At 42.7% G+C, this 17,073-nt stretch carries 14 protein-coding genes and 1 tRNA gene; 6 read left to right on the top strand and 9 right to left on the bottom strand.

What is annotated here, in order from left to right:
- Positions 1-58 precede the first annotated feature (58 nt).
- Both DK846_RS05325 and DK846_RS05320 read right to left on the bottom strand, forming a co-directional pair.
- A complete protein-coding gene (locus tag DK846_RS05325; RefSeq protein WP_109967899.1) occupies positions 59-2,332 on the bottom strand; it encodes a methyl-accepting chemotaxis protein in 2,274 nt (757 codons plus the stop codon).
- A gap of 223 nt (positions 2,333-2,555) precedes the next feature.
- Positions 2,556-2,834 (bottom strand): acylphosphatase, encoded by a 279-nt coding sequence (locus DK846_RS05320; RefSeq protein WP_109967898.1) that lies wholly within the window; start codon positions 2,832-2,834, stop codon positions 2,556-2,558.
- A 144-nt stretch (positions 2,835-2,978) separates the two neighbouring features.
- Here DK846_RS05320 and DK846_RS05315 point away from each other — a divergent pair, with 144 nt between their 5' ends.
- On the top strand, positions 2,979-4,577 hold the full coding sequence (locus DK846_RS05315; RefSeq protein WP_109967897.1) for a diadenylate cyclase: 1,599 nt from the start codon (positions 2,979-2,981) through the stop codon (positions 4,575-4,577).
- A gap of 17 nt (positions 4,578-4,594) precedes the next feature.
- Here DK846_RS05315 and DK846_RS05310 read toward each other — a convergent pair whose 3' ends face one another.
- A complete protein-coding gene (locus DK846_RS05310; protein WP_109967896.1) occupies positions 4,595-4,747 on the bottom strand; it encodes a rubredoxin in 153 nt (50 codons plus the stop codon).
- A gap of 59 nt (positions 4,748-4,806) precedes the next feature.
- Positions 4,807-6,654, bottom strand: coding sequence for a hybrid sensor histidine kinase/response regulator (locus DK846_RS05305; RefSeq protein WP_109967895.1), 1,848 nt, complete (start codon positions 6,652-6,654; stop codon positions 4,807-4,809).
- A 140-nt stretch (positions 6,655-6,794) separates the two neighbouring features.
- Between DK846_RS05305 and DK846_RS05300 the strand changes: the two genes are divergently transcribed.
- From DK846_RS05300 to DK846_RS05290, 3 genes are all read left to right on the top strand, one after another.
- Positions 6,795-7,697 (top strand): class 1 fructose-bisphosphatase, encoded by a 903-nt coding sequence (locus DK846_RS05300; protein WP_109967894.1) that lies wholly within the window; start codon positions 6,795-6,797, stop codon positions 7,695-7,697.
- A 65-nt stretch (positions 7,698-7,762) separates the two neighbouring features.
- Positions 7,763-7,999 (top strand): LSM domain-containing protein, encoded by a 237-nt coding sequence (locus tag DK846_RS05295; RefSeq protein WP_109967893.1) that lies wholly within the window; start codon positions 7,763-7,765, stop codon positions 7,997-7,999.
- Between the two features lie 7 nt (positions 8,000-8,006).
- Complete coding sequence (locus DK846_RS05290; protein ID WP_109967892.1) at positions 8,007-8,375, top strand: helix-turn-helix transcriptional regulator; 369 nt, start codon at positions 8,007-8,009, stop codon at positions 8,373-8,375.
- 29 nt (positions 8,376-8,404) lie between these two features.
- Here the strand turns inward: DK846_RS05290 and glgP are convergent, their stop codons facing one another.
- The 5 genes from glgP to DK846_RS05265 all read right to left on the bottom strand — a co-directional run bounded on the left by glgP (position 8,405) and on the right by DK846_RS05265 (position 13,155).
- On the bottom strand, positions 8,405-10,582 hold the full coding sequence (glgP, locus tag DK846_RS05285; RefSeq protein WP_109967891.1) for an alpha-glucan family phosphorylase: 2,178 nt from the start codon (positions 10,580-10,582) through the stop codon (positions 8,405-8,407).
- Between the two features lie 113 nt (positions 10,583-10,695).
- Positions 10,696-10,768 (bottom strand) — tRNA-Gln (locus DK846_RS05280).
- A gap of 133 nt (positions 10,769-10,901) precedes the next feature.
- Positions 10,902-11,297, bottom strand: coding sequence for a hypothetical protein (locus DK846_RS05275; RefSeq protein ID WP_109967890.1), 396 nt, complete (start codon positions 11,295-11,297; stop codon positions 10,902-10,904).
- Positions 11,290-12,204 (bottom strand): site-specific tyrosine recombinase/integron integrase, encoded by a 915-nt coding sequence (xerA, locus tag DK846_RS05270; protein WP_109967889.1) that lies wholly within the window; start codon positions 12,202-12,204, stop codon positions 11,290-11,292. The genes DK846_RS05275 and xerA overlap by 8 nt, the downstream gene beginning before the upstream one ends.
- Positions 12,205-12,345: 141 nt before the next feature.
- Positions 12,346-13,155 carry an apurinic/apyrimidinic endonuclease family protein gene (locus DK846_RS05265; RefSeq protein ID WP_109967888.1) on the bottom strand — a complete coding sequence of 270 codons (810 nt, stop codon included), beginning with the start codon at positions 13,153-13,155 and terminating at the stop codon, positions 12,346-12,348.
- A gap of 195 nt (positions 13,156-13,350) precedes the next feature.
- On the opposite strand from DK846_RS05265, the gene DK846_RS05260 reads away from it, so the two are divergent.
- A complete protein-coding gene (locus tag DK846_RS05260) occupies positions 13,351-14,112 on the top strand; it encodes a response regulator (protein WP_181391636.1) in 762 nt (253 codons plus the stop codon).
- Positions 14,113-14,149: 37 nt separating this feature from the next.
- Positions 14,150-17,050: a PAS domain S-box protein gene (locus tag DK846_RS05255; RefSeq protein WP_109967886.1), complete on the top strand. Its 2,901-nt coding sequence runs from the start codon at positions 14,150-14,152 to the stop codon at positions 17,048-17,050.
- Positions 17,051-17,073 lie beyond the last annotated feature (23 nt).

Here is a 17,073-nt window from a genome sequence, read left to right as displayed (position 1 = left end):
AATTACAGAGAAACCTGTATCTTTTTCACCTGAAAAAGGTGAATAATGGGTAAACAATTTAACTGACTGTAAATTTCTGCATCTCACTATGCAGACGGGTTGCGACTGAAAAGACCAGTTCAGACTGGTCTGTTAACTGGTCTGTTGCTGCTGCCGCCTGCTGACTTGCTGCTGCTGCTGATACTGCTTCTTTGGATGTATTCATAACCATCTCATTTACTTCATTGATAGAAGCAGTGATCTCTTCAACTGCCGCTGCCTGTTGCTCAGCTGATCGTGCAACCTGATCCATTCTCTCACTGATTGTGGAAATAGATCCTATGATCTCGTTGAATACTTTGAGTGTCTCAGAAAGTGCCTTTCCTCCACTCTGGACAGACACTGCACTCTGATCCATTGTGCTTGATGCAAGTTCGGTTTTCTTCTGCAGACTCTCTATCATACCTGTGATATTTTCTGCTGATTGACGTGATTCGAGAGCTAGTGATTTGACTTCACTTGCCACTACTGCAAATCCTCTTCCTGCCTCTCCAGCCCGGGCTGCCTCGATTGCAGCATTGAGTGCAAGAAGATTTGTCTGGCTAGCAATATCTGAAATGACTTTTGTGATCTTACTGATGGTCTTCATCTCGTCCATAATCTCATGAACGATCTTTACAACCTGATCTGTGGAATGGGTTATCTCTTCCATTCCATTTTCAGCCCCTTTGGCGAGATCAGTTCCTTTCGATGAGAGATGACTCGTATCTATTGCCAGGTGATTCACTTCGTCAGCCCGTGCTGAAACATCTGTCACATTTATTGCGAGATCTTCCATGGCCTTCAGAATCTGTGCAATCCCATCCTTACCTCTCTCTGCGTTTAGACTCACAGCCTGGGCGATATCTGCGAGAGCATTTGTTCCCTGACTAACATCGTTAATACTTCCATGAGTCTGAGTGACGACTGAATTCAGGCTAACTACCTGCTCATTAATTATGCTGACTGCCTGAGAGACATTGGATCCGACCTGATCTAGCGCGATTTTAAAATCTGCCCAGTCTCCCAGCATGGGTAAAGCAGGATTTATCCGTCGTGCGAAATTATAATTAGCATAGGTTTCAGAAACCACCATTGCCTCATTGACAGGAATAACTACAGAGTCAAGAGTCTTGTTCATCCCTTCGATAATGGTTCTGAACTCTCCCTTATGACGCATTGGATCAGCCCTGACTGACAGTTTTCCATCCGTCCCAGCTTTTCCAAGAGCATTTACATCATCAATTAGTGACCTGATATTGTCACGCATCTTCATGAGGGGTTCATATATCTGATCCTGATCAGACGCCTTTTTAATCGAGGCTGTGAGATCTCCCTCTGAAATACGTGTTACATATACTATCAACTCAGTCAGCCAATCATGCACATTATTAATAGCATTCTTCAGTTTTGCGTGGTCTCCTACGCATTCTATCTCCATACGGTCGCTTAAATCACCTCCCTTTATCTTTCTCAAAACACGGTATCCCTGCATTACGGGGTTTATGATCGTGTTGAGCATATCATTTATCTCGGTGATTACCTCTGCATAAGCACCTTTGAACTTACTAGGATTGCCACGTTCGGTAATGGAACCATTCTGTGCGGCTTTTGTAATGCGAAGTATCTCATTCTGTAGTTCTATGATAACATCTGCGACACTATTTACGGCCGTTCTGATACGTTCATGATCTCCTTGATATGTCTGGTTTATCCGAGAATGGATATTGCCGTTGGAAATTTTGACCAGAACCTTGCTCATATCTCTGAATGGGTAAAGGATATCATCCAGCATCTCGTTTATTCTGTTTATTAATGTCTCAAGATCCCCATGGTATCCTTCAGAAGAGATTCGTGTGCGAAGATTTCCTTTCTTCATCTCTTCTGATATCTCGAGAATATCTCTGATAGCCCTGGATTCTGCACTATTATCTATGAAAGAAAAGATAAGAAAGTCCCCATAGGCCGGGTCTGTCTGGCGTATCGTTCCTTTCCCATCAAATGTAGTATTATCAGAACGGGAAAATCTCCACTCAATATTGAGAATTTTTCCTGGAGTAACACGGGAGAGGAGGGATCCAACATGATTTGCTGAGTCTGAACCATCTGGTTGTTTTAATGGAGAAATTCCAAGCAGATCCCTTCCGATGATAAATGATTTATCTAAAGATTTGAATAATTTCCCGGCTGTCTGGTTACAACCACAAAAGTGGTTTTCTTTCATGATTAGGACCGGGCAGGGAATATTATCAATCAATGATTGTACAGCAGGGCTGTCAAAAGAATTGACGATATCTAAAGAATCTTCGCCCATAATTTAATCTCCATAATTATGCCCGAGTGAAACAGGGCACGATGATTGACGATGTACCCAGTAGTATAGCATCTTATCCATACAGTATAAATAAATATACTCTTCTGTAATGTCAAGGTTCTCATAAGAAAACAGGAGATAATTAATTCTGTTTATCGAGCGGTAGAACTTATGTTAGAACATTCTCGATTATTGCATGGTTGTACTTCTTATATGCCCTTAATTATCTACGGATTTCAAATCCGGTGTCACCAATCGGGGTTTCCTTTTTAGTAATGAGGCGATCAACCCTGATTACGTATGAATCCCTGGCATACATCGCCTCAATCATTTCATTAACACTCTCTTCTTCACCTTCGATCACTACTTCAACCGTACCATCTGTACAATTCTTCACCCATCCGTTTAGATGGTACATGGCTGCAAGATCCCTGACAAACATCCGGTACCCAACACCCTGCACACGCCCCTCCGCAATAACCCGACTCCTCTTTATCGCCATATGAATCAGTACGACATCGTGTGATTCTGATCAATAAATGTGTATCATTACTTTCCAAGGTATCCGACAGACTAAAACATCATATAATAAATAAAAACATAGAACACCTTATCGCAGAATAACTGGTTAGTCAATGGGGATGGAATGATCCGGGTTCTTCTGATTCATGGCCCTGGCGGTGATATACTGGTCTCTGATCTCACCGGTCAGATGGAGGTTGACCTGGTCCAGGCTGCTTCTTTACAGGCGGGGAAGGTACAGGATGCCAGAATTGCCTTTGATATTATTCTAGTTCCTGGACCTGGATATCCGGGTTCTACAGAACCAACCCACTCTTTAGATCTAATACAATGGAATCATGACGTCAGGTCACGGGGAGATTCCAGTGTCTTTCTGCTCTACAATGTTATTGATTCCTCTCTCGTTGTTACTGATGTTACTGCTGGTATAACAATCATTTCTCCGGGTCAGGCTGCGTCCCGTTCACTGATTTCTTCAATAAGACAGGCTTCAAACCGGGGACGTTTGGAACGTTCATTCAGAACAGGATATGATCTTCAAAGACGTATCATTGCCTCGATGCCTCTTGCCTATTTTTATGTTGAAGATGGTAAGATCACTGATTTTAATCAGGCGTGTCTGAACCTTTTAGGAAGATCATCAGATCAAATAAAAGGACTCCATATTTCGGATCTGCTCTCTTCAGATGAAGAGTCAGGTACCCGGTATGAAGCGAGTTTAATCACCCCTGAAGGGCCAATCCCAGTGAGTGTTTTCATTCTACATAGGGATTCTGATGTATCGTCGGGAATAATTTTTCTTGAGGATCGTCGCGAACCTGAGGAACTTAAAGCCAGGCTTCGTGAGACCGAACGGGAATGTAGGGAGAAACTCTGGTTGTCTGAGACACTTGTTCTTAAGATGGATCCAGATGGCGTCATCACCTTTGCAAACAATGCGACTCTCCGGTGTTTTGGATATATGGATCTGGGACTTGAGGGAGATCACATCAGTATGTTACTCCCTCCCGGAGTTGATCATGAATCTGTTGCCCCTCTCAATCTTTTTCTTGGGGTGGCAAATGAATCTGAACCAACTGCTATCCATATCATGGAACATCAAAGAAGAGATGGTGGTAAAATCTACATCGCCTGGACAACAAAAGCATACTATACACCATCAGGGGAGCTTACCGGCCTTCTTTGTATTGGCACTGATATGACTGATCAGACCCCGGAAGGTGAAGGTCGAATCAGTACCCGGATTTGGCGTGATCGGGTGATTGAAGGGACAGATATAACTCCTGAAGTATTTGATGCCATTCTACAGGCATGTATTGAGATAGCACGTGAAGGTCGCGAAGGTAAACCTGTTGGTACAGCTTTTCTTGTTGGTGACCGTGATGGAGTGATGGCCCGCTCCCGTCAACTTATTCTTAATCCGTTTTATGGTCATCCAGCTGATATGCGGACGGTTATTAAGAAAGATGTACGAGAGATGCTAAAAGAATATGCCCTTCTCGATGGTGCTTTCGTTGTTTCAGGGGATGGTATGCTTGAGGCTGCCGGACGATACATTACTGTAGACGCCAGTCAGGCATCTCTTCCAAAAGGAATGGGAACCCGGCATTCATCAACAGCAGCAATAACAACAGTCACCCGGACAGTTGGATTTGTTGTATCTGAAAGTGGTGGCCGTGTCTCGGTGATAAAGGATGGAAAAATTGTAAAGGTTATTGGGTGAATTGATCCTTGACGGTTTCATACTGTAATAAACATGGATTTGTCAGCCATGCATATCGGGCATTTCCATGTATCTGGGACATCAGCAAAATCAACTCCAGCCTGAATTTCCCCGTCTCCGGTATCTGGATTATAGATATGTCCACATATCGTGCATCTCATTGATTTCATACCTCATATTCAGTTACCTTTCCCGATAAAGCTACATGGTAATTTGGGACCCATAGTGGTCAGGTTGACGGACGACGTCTGAATGATCCTGGTTGGAATCTAATCTCAAATACAACTCCCTTTCCGGGTTCTCCTTTCTCAGTAATTGACTCTCCAGATATTGCAAGGATTTCTTTGGCAAGAAAGAGTCCAAACCCCGTGTTTTTTCCATATCCTCTATCAAAAACCCGATCTTTTTCGCGAGTATCGATTCCAACTCCATTATCTTCGTACACGATAATCAAACATTCATTCTCATCCCGGCATGAGAACCGTGATCGTGTAACGTATTTTCCATGTCTCTCTGAGTTGTCAAGCAGACAGAAGAACACCCTTTCAAGGAGTGGATCAGCAAGCACCTCAAGACCTGTTAATGTTACGTCTATCTCAATAAATTCAATTGAGACACCGGCTGTTGCTCGTTTGATAACATCATTCACTTCCTGCCATGCCGGAGCCTTGATTCCGATATCCTGATATGTCCGTGTGAAAGAAATCTGGTCTGATATGGTTTTCGCAGTTGACATAACCCGTTTCAGCATGACACCGATATCAGGATCGGTGGTCATTTCTAATGCAATGTCTGTATAGCCAACAAGAGCTGATAGTTGATTTAAAACATCGTGCCTGGTTATACTTGAAAGGAGATTAAGTTTCAGATTTGTCTCTAAATATGCCTTTTCGATCTCTTTTCTGAATGTGATATCGCATTTACTCTCTCGGCGTCCAATCCAGGAGCCATCATCCCTAAATACGGACTGACAGATATGACTTAACCAGCGTTCTTCTCCTGAACGGGTAATGATCCGATAGTCTGTCTGGAAAGGACCGGTATCTTGGTTGAAACCACCCAGGTAATGGCGTTGTATCTTCTCCATGTCATCAGGATGAGTAATGTTGATTACAAGATCGGGATTTGAAATAAAATCAATAGGCAGATATCCCGTTATCCTCTCACAGGATGGCGAGACATACCGGTATATTCTTTCTGGACTTATCAATGCCTCCCAGTCATATGTGTAATCTGCTAACGTCCTGTATTTTTCTTCACTGGTATAAACGATCTCCTCAAACTTCTTACGATCACTGATATCAAAAATGACTCCGATAATTCCGCAAATTTTTCCGTCTCCAATTTGAAGGACATTTTTTGAAATGAGTATATTATTGGTCCCTCCCTGGTGATTCTCGAAACTATATTCATATTGCTGGACATATGGGTTTTCAATAATGAGTTCATCCATGTAGTGATAGTGGTCAGCGACCTCTCTTGGAAAGAAATCATAGTTTGACTTACCTACAATATCGTTTTTATTAATTCTAACGAACTTTTCAAATGCAGTATTACAATCAATATAAATTCCATTGAGGTTTCGTAAAAAGACTGGTAAGGGAATTGCATTTAAGACAACTCTATAATCTCTGACAGCGTAATCTGACTCTGATGATACATTATCTTGCATAGATATAGGCACAACCTCTTTCCACGAGGAAGAGGTTGATATTTGTGATAAAAAACGGTTAATGGCAGTATCCAATGCAGGGCAGAGTGAGATAGGATCAGTTTTTGGAAGGACAAGATCTGCCCCCTGACTAATTCCTTCAATAATCCCCGTTTCATCACCATGTTTTATCAGAATAATAAAGGGAGTTAAATTTTTTGAACTCCTGATCTCCCTTAAGAATTCAAGGCTCTCTTTCAAGTCAAAGCCAGAAATAATAATATCGATGCTGTGATGAACCAGTGTTTCTCGTGCCTCATTCCATGATGAAATAATATGGAGCGAATAGTTTTGGTTTTTTCCGAATTCCGTATAGATACCCGAACAAAAATCAAAATCTGTATCTATCAGAAGCAGTGAGACCAAGTAAAACCTCTGGGTAGAGAATATTCATTGAATATATAAAATGTCTTTGGATGAGTTTGAAAGACTCGGAGTGTTCTTATCTCCAGATCCAAGCCGGTATATACAATAATGATCCACCTTCATTGACACAGAGTAATAGAATGGTTTATCTTCAGAAATATCTCGAAGATTGTGGCTGTGATCCCGATCTTGTTCAACTCATCCGCCTCATCTCACGCCAGATGGAGCCAATCAGAAAAGCCTTTTTAGATAATCAGTTTTATGAACATACCCTGAATGCCTCAGGTGAAGTTCAGGCAGCTTTAGACAAGTGGGCTGATGCTCATCTGATCAAAGTTATTGGTGAATCTGGATACGTCAGGGAGATTGCTTCAGAAGAACAGGAAGACATCATAAGGTTTGAGAATTCCAGGCGTGAATATGCAATGGTGATGGACCCACTCGATGGCTCATCATTGATCTCAACAAACCTTGCCGTCGGAACTATTGTAGGTATTTACGAAAGTGGAGGGGTAATGCAGAAAGGTTCAAACCTCAAAGCTGCCTGTTACACACTCTTTGGCCCTCTGACTGTTCTGGTCGTTTCTGTAGGTAAGGGAGTTCAAAGTTTTGCCTGGGATCCTAAATCCGAGCATTATTACCTCTTGAAAAAGTCATTTGATATTCCTGAAGGGAAGATATATGGATCAGGCGGGGTGTATAAAGACTACATTCCAGCCCATGAAAAGGTTCTTAGTTACTTTGATGAAAAGGGTTTCAAGGTCAGGTACTCTGGTTCATTTGTTGCAGACTGTCACCAACTCTTAGTCTATGGAGGAATCTACACTTATCCTGCCCTTAAAAAGAGTCCCAAGGGTAAGCTTCGCCTACTCTTTGAAGCAAATCCGCTAGGATACATTATCACCCAGGCAGGTGGCGCCATAACTGATGGGTATCAAAGTCCACTAGATATACAGCCTGAAAAAGTTCATCAGAGGACTCCTATCTATATTGGGAGTGCGGGTATCATTAAAAAGATCGAAGAAATTTACAGGGAACAATAATTCCTTTGATCCCATCTCCCCTGTTTAGGAACCTTTAATATGCCAGGGTCCCTCACCTAAGGCAGATGGTTAGCAGCATTGTCCTTCCAATAAAAAAGGTATATTCTCTCGTTGACAGTACCATTTCAGTGGAGATGAAAGACGAAGGACGGATCTTCCAGGGCAGGCTGGTCGCCGTTGATGAGTATCTGAATCTGCATCTTGAAGATAGTATAGAGACAACTGATGCAGCAAATAGGCGTGACCTTGGATCGCTTGTCATCAGGGGTAACAACATTCTCTCGATTGCACCGGTAGCATAATCTGATCATGACCGGATCCGAAGAAGACGCTTTCAGGCTGATAGCTAGTCAGCCTGAAGGTGTTCTGCAGAGTGAACTCTGGAAGATGCTGGGAGTTGACAGCCGGAAATGCTCCCGTATCGTTAAAAAGCTCCTTGATACCAACCGGGTGGAGAGGATTGAGTACAGGCAGGATGGCATCAAGACATTTCGTCTGATAGCTAAGAAAGGCCCGGTTGACCCCCGCTGTCTTCTTGCCGGTGAAGAGTTAATCCCTTGTATAGCCTGTGATTTGGAATGCTCAGTGAATGAGTGTAATCTTCTCCTGGATTGGATGTATCAACTTGCAATCTCTGATGTTGAAGTTGAGAATCCTGAAGAGGAAGAAGAAGCATAACTGTAATACTTCCCTTCTGATTTTAAAAATTAATGGAATGGTTCGAATGCGTTATTGCATTCTGTGCATGAGATTGCCGGAATGTAATATTTATGCACGTACTCTTTCACCATTCTTCTGGCTGAAAACTTAGGTGCATTACTCTTTATCGTCTCTTTCATCATCTGCACCCAGGCATGGGGGACATTATCAAGATTTGTATCATAGTAGAGTGGAACGATCTCTTTTTCCAGAAGATCATACAGTTCAATGGCATCCTCCCAGTCACGATCTCCACCCGAGTTTTTTTGGTTATCTCCAAATATCCATCCGTTTTTCTTGTTGTATCCCTCAAGCCACCATCCATCTCCGATAGAGAGATTGAGTACTCCATTCACTGCGGCCTTCATCCCGCTTGTACCACTTGCCTCAAGAGGTGGAACCGGGTTGTTCATCCAGATATCAACACCCTGAACGAGATATTTGGCAATCTGTTCACCATAGTCTTCAATAAAAGCGATCCTTCCACCAAACTCTGGTTGTTGGGCATACTGGTAGATACGCTGTAATATCCGCTTTCCTTCATCGTCTGCAGGGTGTGCTTTTCCTGCAAAGATGATCTGCACTGGTTTCCAGGGATTGTTCAGAATTTTTTTAATGCGGTCAAGATCTCTGAAGATAAGATCAGCACGTTTATACGTTGAGAATCTTCGTGCAAACCCTATTGTAAGTGTGTTTGGATCAATCAGGGCCCCTCCGGCGACTACGTTTGCACAATCTGCCTGGTATTTCATCCAATCACGTCGCTTGAATTGGAGGATACGGTTTATCAGTTTTATTTTTAGATTATAATGGAGTTCCCAGAGTTTTTCATCAGGAATCCTGTCAATGAGTGCCCACACATAATCCTTGTCATGGTGATCGAGCCAGTCCGGACAGATAGGTGAGAGGTATCTGTTCATCAATTGGATCAACCGCGGGTTCATCCAGGTTGGAACATGGACTCCGTTGGTGATTGATCCAATTGGAACATCATCGAGTTTCTCTTCAGGCCAGAGGAAATGCCACATCTTTCTTGCAACTTCCCCGTGTTTTACACTCACTCCGTTTGAATAGGCAGACATCCTGAGGGCAAACGCAGCCATGTTGAACATGTCTGGTGGATCTTCCTGATGAGATCCTGCTTTTAGGAACTCATCACGTGTCATTGTCAATGCCCCATAATACTGACCAAAGTACTTATCAAGCATCCAATGGGGGAATTTGTCATGCCCAGCAGGTACTGGGGTATGGGTTGTGAAAAGGGATGTCTCCTTAACCTGACGCCAGGCCTCAGTGGGATCAAGTCCTGCCTCGACTTTCTGCCTAAACCGTTCCACAAGAGCGAACGATGCGTGTCCCTCATTCAAGTGAATCGCAGAGTACTGGATTCCTAATTCATGAAGGAGGTGAGTACCTCCTACTCCAAGAACAATCTCCTGTAGAAGTCGCATTTCGTTTATACTACTGTAAAGGCGGCTACTGATATTACGCAGGTGTGGGGGATTCTGTTCAATTTCTGTGTCAATGAGATAGAGAATGATCCTGCCGATGTCTACCCGCCAGATAGAGAAATGTATCTGCGGAGTGATGAACGGGACCTGTAGAATGAGTTGTTCTCCATCTTTGTTCAAGACCCGTTTGATAGGAGCGTTATCCCGGTCAAGTTTTTCTTCAACGTCCTCCTGCCATCCGTCACTTCTAATCCGTTGGTGAAGATATCCGTCTGAGTACATGAATCCGATAGCTACAACCGGAACTCCAAGATCACTACATTCTTTTAAATGGTCGCCGGCTAGAAATCCTAGCCCACCGGCATAAAATGGAAGTGAGTGCTGCAATCCGTACTCTGCTGAAAAGTACGCAATCTTATGACGTTGATGTTCAGGGTAATACTCGGTAAACCACTGATTTTTGGCTAGCATATACCTTTGGAATTTGGCAATGACAGCATCATATTGATTGGTGTACTCCGGATTTTCGCTTCCCTCCTGGAGAATTTCAGGCGGAAGCTGCTGCAGCATCAGTACCGGGTTATGAATACTCTCCTTCCAGCCCTGCTTGTTCAGGTTTTTAAATAGCATCTGGGCTTCCGGATGCCATGATGACCAGAGATTATAGGACAGGTCTATAAGTCCGGATAACCGGTCAGGGATATGATCAAAATCGATCCATCGAATGCCTATCATATGTGTAACTACTCCGGTACTCGGTGATAGGAGATTATTTGGACGAGTACATAACTGTTGTGATGGCTGGATATCATATACCAATAATCCATCATAAAATGTAAAAAAATAAGTACCCCCGGACGGATTCGAACCGTCGTCATCGGAACCAAAATCCGAGATGATTGACCGCTACACTACGGGGGTATTATGCCTATGAGTCCATGCTAACATATGACTACAAGGCCTGTATCTATTGGATCTGATCTCTTAAAGACCGTGCTGATTCATCCGGTTGCCGTGGTTGGTATACCCGAGTAGTTCAATCAATAACATCTGGCTATTTTCGTTTCAAAAAGCCTGGAAATAATTTTTCTATGTGATCAGCAACATCTGGATCAAGGCCTATTTTTCCTGCTCTGTGAACATGGTCGCGGATGAATGTATCTTTCTGTTCCTCGGTCAAGGTCCTGTATGACTCTTTAGTGCTTCTTCCTTCAGCTACCCAGGAGATCACATAGTAATGTCTGACATTATGTGTGTCTGTTGTAAGATAGAGATCCTCACCATGGGCGAAATCAGTCCCTGTCCGAGTAACATTTCGTGGCTGGCGAATAATGTTGACATCTGTATCAGGATTAATGTCAAGCCATTTTCCATCAGCAGTCCGTATAGTTTTTTTCATTCTCGTATCGGTAATGGGATGGCCTGATATACTATACTGCTGCTCACTCATGCTCTGAAGAAGAAAGTGGGAAGAAGTCATGATAGACTCTGCGACGCTCATCAAGATCAGTATGCAGATACACCTCGGTTGTCTTTATTGATGCATGGCCCAGATTTTCCTGTACGACTCTAAGGTTTTTGGACCTCCGATAGAGTTCACTTGCGTAACTATGCCTAATCTTATGAGGGGTGATACCTTCTGGTGCATATTTCCTAAAGATATGTTGCACAGTTCGCGGTGAGATATGGTGCCCCTGTTGCCCATAGAAAAGTGGACCTGTTAGGCGGTCTCCTATCATGAGATCAATATCATCCAGGGTCTCTTGATCGACAAATACCATTCTGATCTTTCCTCCTTTCCCTTTGACTCTGATCATCTGGTCATCGATATCAATATCTTCAACATTGATTGAACAAAGTTCTGATACTCGCACTCCGGTGGCATAGATGATCCTGACGATCAGTTTGTCCCTGGGGTCTGGGATTGATCTGAGTAGTCTGATAACCTGACTATGTTTGAGATATCTGAGTTCGACATCTTTCACTCGTGGCCGATCAATGCGAGGTACCGGATTTGCTGAGAGTACATCCTGCATGATCATAAACCTATAAAAAGAGGAGAGCGAGGAGAGGATCCTGTTCAGAGTGGTGGCATGATACTCCCTACTCTGAGTCAGGAATGAGAGGTATCCTGTGATCTCAATTGCACTGACTTCTACTTCGGTCTCAAGTCGTAAAGGATGTTTTTGAAATGACTCAGGGGTGATGGCAGCCCGGCTATTTCGGGTCATCCAGATGTAATGACCAAACCGTGTTAGTGTCTGGTCATAACTGACCAAAGTTTTCGCCGAATAATTGCGCATTTTCAGATACTGGATAAACCGGGGAATCCATTCTGAAAAATATCCTGAATTCACTTGATTATACGTATAATTTCTATTTTAATAAGTTTTACGCAGAATACCTATTCTGCGCAATCTATGAATTATAATATTCATATCATTTTTACGATCTCTCATCTTCATGATCCTAGCAGACTTGATCAAAAAAGGAAAGGATCAACATTCTGATCCTATGGCAACCTGTCGCATTATTATGGCTGGGTCATCAACTGGAAACTCAAGGCTAAGTTCAAGATCCTTATGAACAGTCAGGAATGATCTAAGAAGCCCTAAGTTAAAAATGTTGTCAGGATCATCAAAGAGAAGATGCTGTCTGTCTGAATCAGGTCCCGGACTTCCTGAAAGATGACTGAATTTCATTCCAAGTTGTGCCATTCCATCAAGAAGATCTAGGTACGGTATATCTCTGACTTTTGACGTACACCAGAGATGTGGAAAGTCAGGGCAAACCCCTTTGACAGTACCTGCTCCAAGAATTTTGAGTTCATCTGGGGTTGTACCAAGATATGTTGGGCCACGCTGAAGATCGGGAAGGCTTTCAAGGATATATCGTGGATCTGGGTACAGATCCAGGAAATTATGGAACCTGGCAATTGCTTCCTCCTTTTGGCCATGTCGATATCTTCCTGCATGAAGTACAATGATCTCTGAACCTGTCCGATCTGCCGACTCCAGGGTCTGACTCATCGCCGATTCGATGTGATCTCTTATATTGAATATCCCTGAAGAGTAGAGATCTGGATCACATGGGTTCACCTGATGGAAATGGTGTGGGGCATGGATCCGTATTTTTCCAGAGTATGGCTCAAAAATTTCTATGTTGGTCTGAAATGTTACATCAGACTGGGGTATTACCAATAACTGAATATGTCCGATGGCCTCATTGTCCAGAAGTTCTGCAACTGATGGAAAGACTTCAGGTTGGGTGAGCAGACAACCTGCTCCAAATCGTGTCGGTTTGATCATATTATGTTCCAGGCATCATTCCCGATATGTAAATTTAAGACCATGAGGTCTGCCACTTACTTACATACATATTCTCATCCAGGTTTTTACGATTATTTATACAGGAATTTTTTTCATAACCCCTATATCTCTGTATTACACATAACAATAGTATCCTGAACCCCCCCGTGTTCAATGAGTGCAGGAGTAACGCCGATGAATGATTCAAAAAAGGATTACAGCATCCTCATTGTTGAGGATGATCCAATCATAGCCCGCGTTCTTGAGACGATCCTCAAAGACAGTGGCTTTTCAGCTGATGAACCTGTAAACTCAGGTGAAAAAGCTATCTCACGGGTTGCAGCCAGAAAGCCTGGTATCGTGCTCATGGACATCGATCTTCTGGGTCATATATCCGGAATTGAGACAGCCCGCATCCTTTTTCATATATTCAATATACCGGTGATCTTTGTTACAGGCCATGATGAGGAAGAGGTTCTCATACATGCCAAAGAAGCAGATCCTTTCGGTTTTCTTGTAAAACCGATCAACCAGAATATCCTTAATACAACAATACAGGTAAGTATCAATCTGCACGAAAAACTTACAGGTACCACAGAAGGTAAGACTGGAGGCCTGACACAGATTCAATGTGAAGAGTTGACAGGATCGTTAAAACCTGTTGTCCTCTTAAATGACCGTAACCGCATCATATGGATGAATGATGCTGCAGAATTCCTACTTGAGAAATCATATTCTGATCTTCTGTTATCTGACGCTCCATCATTAATTATGATGGAAGATCCAACATCTGGCGAATCAGTAGATATTTTTTCACTTGATCCTGTATTTGAACGTCCACTTAAATTAAAACAAGTTCAGCATTCAAAACAGGTAGTGCCAAAGATATTTATGATCAATGATTCATTTGGAGATATCAGCGGATATTTCCTGGAGCTCAACCCGGCTAGCGAATAAAATCGTATCCTGAATTTTAATATAAATATATTATTTTATGAATCTGCGCATTAAGACATTGTTAATTCTGGGTCTTACGCTCCTTGGAGCGATTGCACTGATTCTTGGTCTCTCACATTTAGTTTTAACAGAAAGTTATGCAGGGTTTGAAGAGAAGAATACCCGTAACTCAGTTGTGCAGGCACTCAAAGCAATTGACTATGAACAGAGTCTCGTTGAATCAAAATGTGGAGAATGGTCACGATGGAATGAGACCTATTTTTTTGTTAAAGGAGATAATCAGGCATACATTGATCAAAATCTCAACCCTGATTCATTTGAAAACCTTGATGTCGATTTACTGGTCTTTCTGAATCTGAGCCATGGTGTCGTGTATGCAACTGGATATAACACCTCATCTCATCAGGCTCGAGAAATAAATGATAGCGAACTATCTTCTATCCTCTCCACTCCTTACCTCTTTTCACATGATGCTCTCATCAGCAGTAGATCTGGATTTCTTATCACTGGATCTGATCCACTTATAGTTGTATCTCAACCAATTTTGACAAGCACATATGATGGACCCTCTACAGGTTATCTCATATTTGGTAAGTATCTTGATCCTGAAGAGATTCACAAAGTATCTGACATAACATCACTTGATCTTTCAATCGTTCCCATATCTGATACTGATGAAGGCTCAGGGCTAGATTGGGGGGATGTCCGGAATATGAGTTCTATAACTCCCTTGGTACAATTTAATGTATCAGGCCCTGACAGAGTTGTTGGATCTATTCCGGTCAGGGATATTACTGGGACAAAAAAGTTTCTATTACAGGTTACTAGTGATCGGACTATCTATAATCAGGGTTTAATCACAATCGGGAGTTTTCTAGTTCTCCTGGTGGCTATAGGTCTCATCTTTATTGTTATTACATTGTTGTTCATGGATCGTCTGGTTCTCAGGCGACTTGCTGTTCTTATAACCTGTGCCCAAAAGAAAAATAAATCCTCTACCGAAGTTTTCGAATCCCCGTTATCCAGTGGTGATGAACTCTCTGAACTTGCACAAGCTCTAATTCCAGTTTTTGATAGGGTAACACGCTCGGAGACAGAACTTCTTGAGGCACTGCGTAAGACTGAAGAAAGTGAACGTAAGTATCGTGAACTTGCCGATTCATTACCTGAATTTGTCTTTGAAGTTGATTTATCTGGTCGCTTGTCATTTCTAAACCGGCTCGGATTTCAGGTCTCTGGATATACTCCTAAAGATCTTGAGGAAGGGTTATTTGCAAGAGATCTGGTCGCTCTTGAAGACCAGAAACGTCTTGCACAAAACATGGGCCGGATTTTGGCAGGTGAACGAATATCTGGTCAGGAATATATGGCTACACGTCGGGATGGCACCCAATTTCCCATGGTCTTCTATACTATCAGAGTCCTCGAAAATGAGGATGTTGTTGGATTACGCGGGTTTGCAATAGATATCACCGAACGTAAAAAGATGGAAGTATCAAACCGGAAACTTGCTGATATTGTTCAGCATACTCAGGCAGGAATAATTACCGGTATCCATGATGAGGTTGATGTTATCAATCCAGCATATGCTTTGATGCATGGGTATACCAGGGAAGAGATTTATTCTGTCCCTATGACCTCGCTTTTCTCATCTGATTTACGCAAAGACTTTCCTGCATATCTCCGTAAAGCTGAGTTGTATGGACATTTCGTGTTTGAAGCAGATCATCAGCACCGGGATGGGACTCTCTTTCCTACCCTGAATGATCTTACGCTCATCTCTGATATGGGGGGTATGCCATACTGGATCCTGAATGTGCAGGACATTACTGAGCATCGGCTTGCATGGAAAATTCTTATGGAGAGTGAATCACTCCGTGAATCACATCGTCAAATCAAAGATGTACTCTCCCGTCTCCCTGATGCAACGTTTGTCGTTGATAAGGATGGCTGGGTAATTCTCTGGAATGCTGCGATGGAGAGTCTTACTAAGATCACTGAAGACCAGATCATTGGTAGGGGACAGCAGGAATATGCGATACCATTTTATGGATACAAACGCCCCATGCTTCTGGATCTTATTCTCAAACCTGCCCTGCTTGCCGACCAATATTATACTGATTTATCTATGCATGATGGAACTCTCTCAACGGAAGAGTATCTTCCAAAGACAGTAAATGGTCCTATGTATCTTTCGATTGTGGCAAATCCGTTGTTCGATTCACAGGGAAGACTTATTGGAGCGGTCCAGAGTATCCGTGACGTTAGTTCCCGTAAACTTGTTGAAGAAGCTCTGATGAGAACCAACGAGAAACTCAACCTACTTTCAAGCATTACAAGGCATGATATCCGGAACCGGATTACGGTGTTATTTGGTATACTCCCGATTATAAAGAGGATGAGTACCAATCCGGAGATGACTGAAATGGTTGAAATGCTTGAAAAAGCAGCATATACTATCAGGGACCAGATTGAGTTCACCGGTGATTATCAGGATATGGGAGTTCATGCTCCTGAATGGCGGGAGATCGGTGAAATGCTCGATCAGATATCTAAGCAGGGACTAGTTACAGATGGTGTAATTGAGAATAAACTTCATGGTCTGTCTATCTACGCAGATCCGCTTCTTGAACGTGTGTTTTACAATCTGATTGATAATGCTGGGAGGCATGGGGGTCATGTATCACATATTCGTGCCTCTTATGTGAGTGATGATAAGCGGGTTATTATTACAATTGAAGATGACGGAACTGGGATTCCCTATGATCTCAAGGAACGGATCTTTGAACGTGGGTATGGGAAAAATACTGGTCTTGGTCTTTTTCTTGTCCGGGAGATCCTCTCGATAACCGGAATTACAATTAAGGAGATTGGAATCTCAGGCAGTGGAGCTTGCTTTGAGATTGTAGTACCAGATGGATGTTACCGTATCAACTAGCCTGTTTAATCTCTATATTATTT

It is taken from the genome of Methanospirillum lacunae, from assembly GCF_003173355.1.
In the GTDB taxonomy this organism is placed as follows: Archaea; Halobacteriota; Methanomicrobia; order Methanomicrobiales; family Methanospirillaceae; genus Methanospirillum; species Methanospirillum lacunae.
The sequence above is the reverse complement of the archived record's forward strand: the minus strand, read 5'-3'. Positions and strand labels throughout refer to the sequence as shown.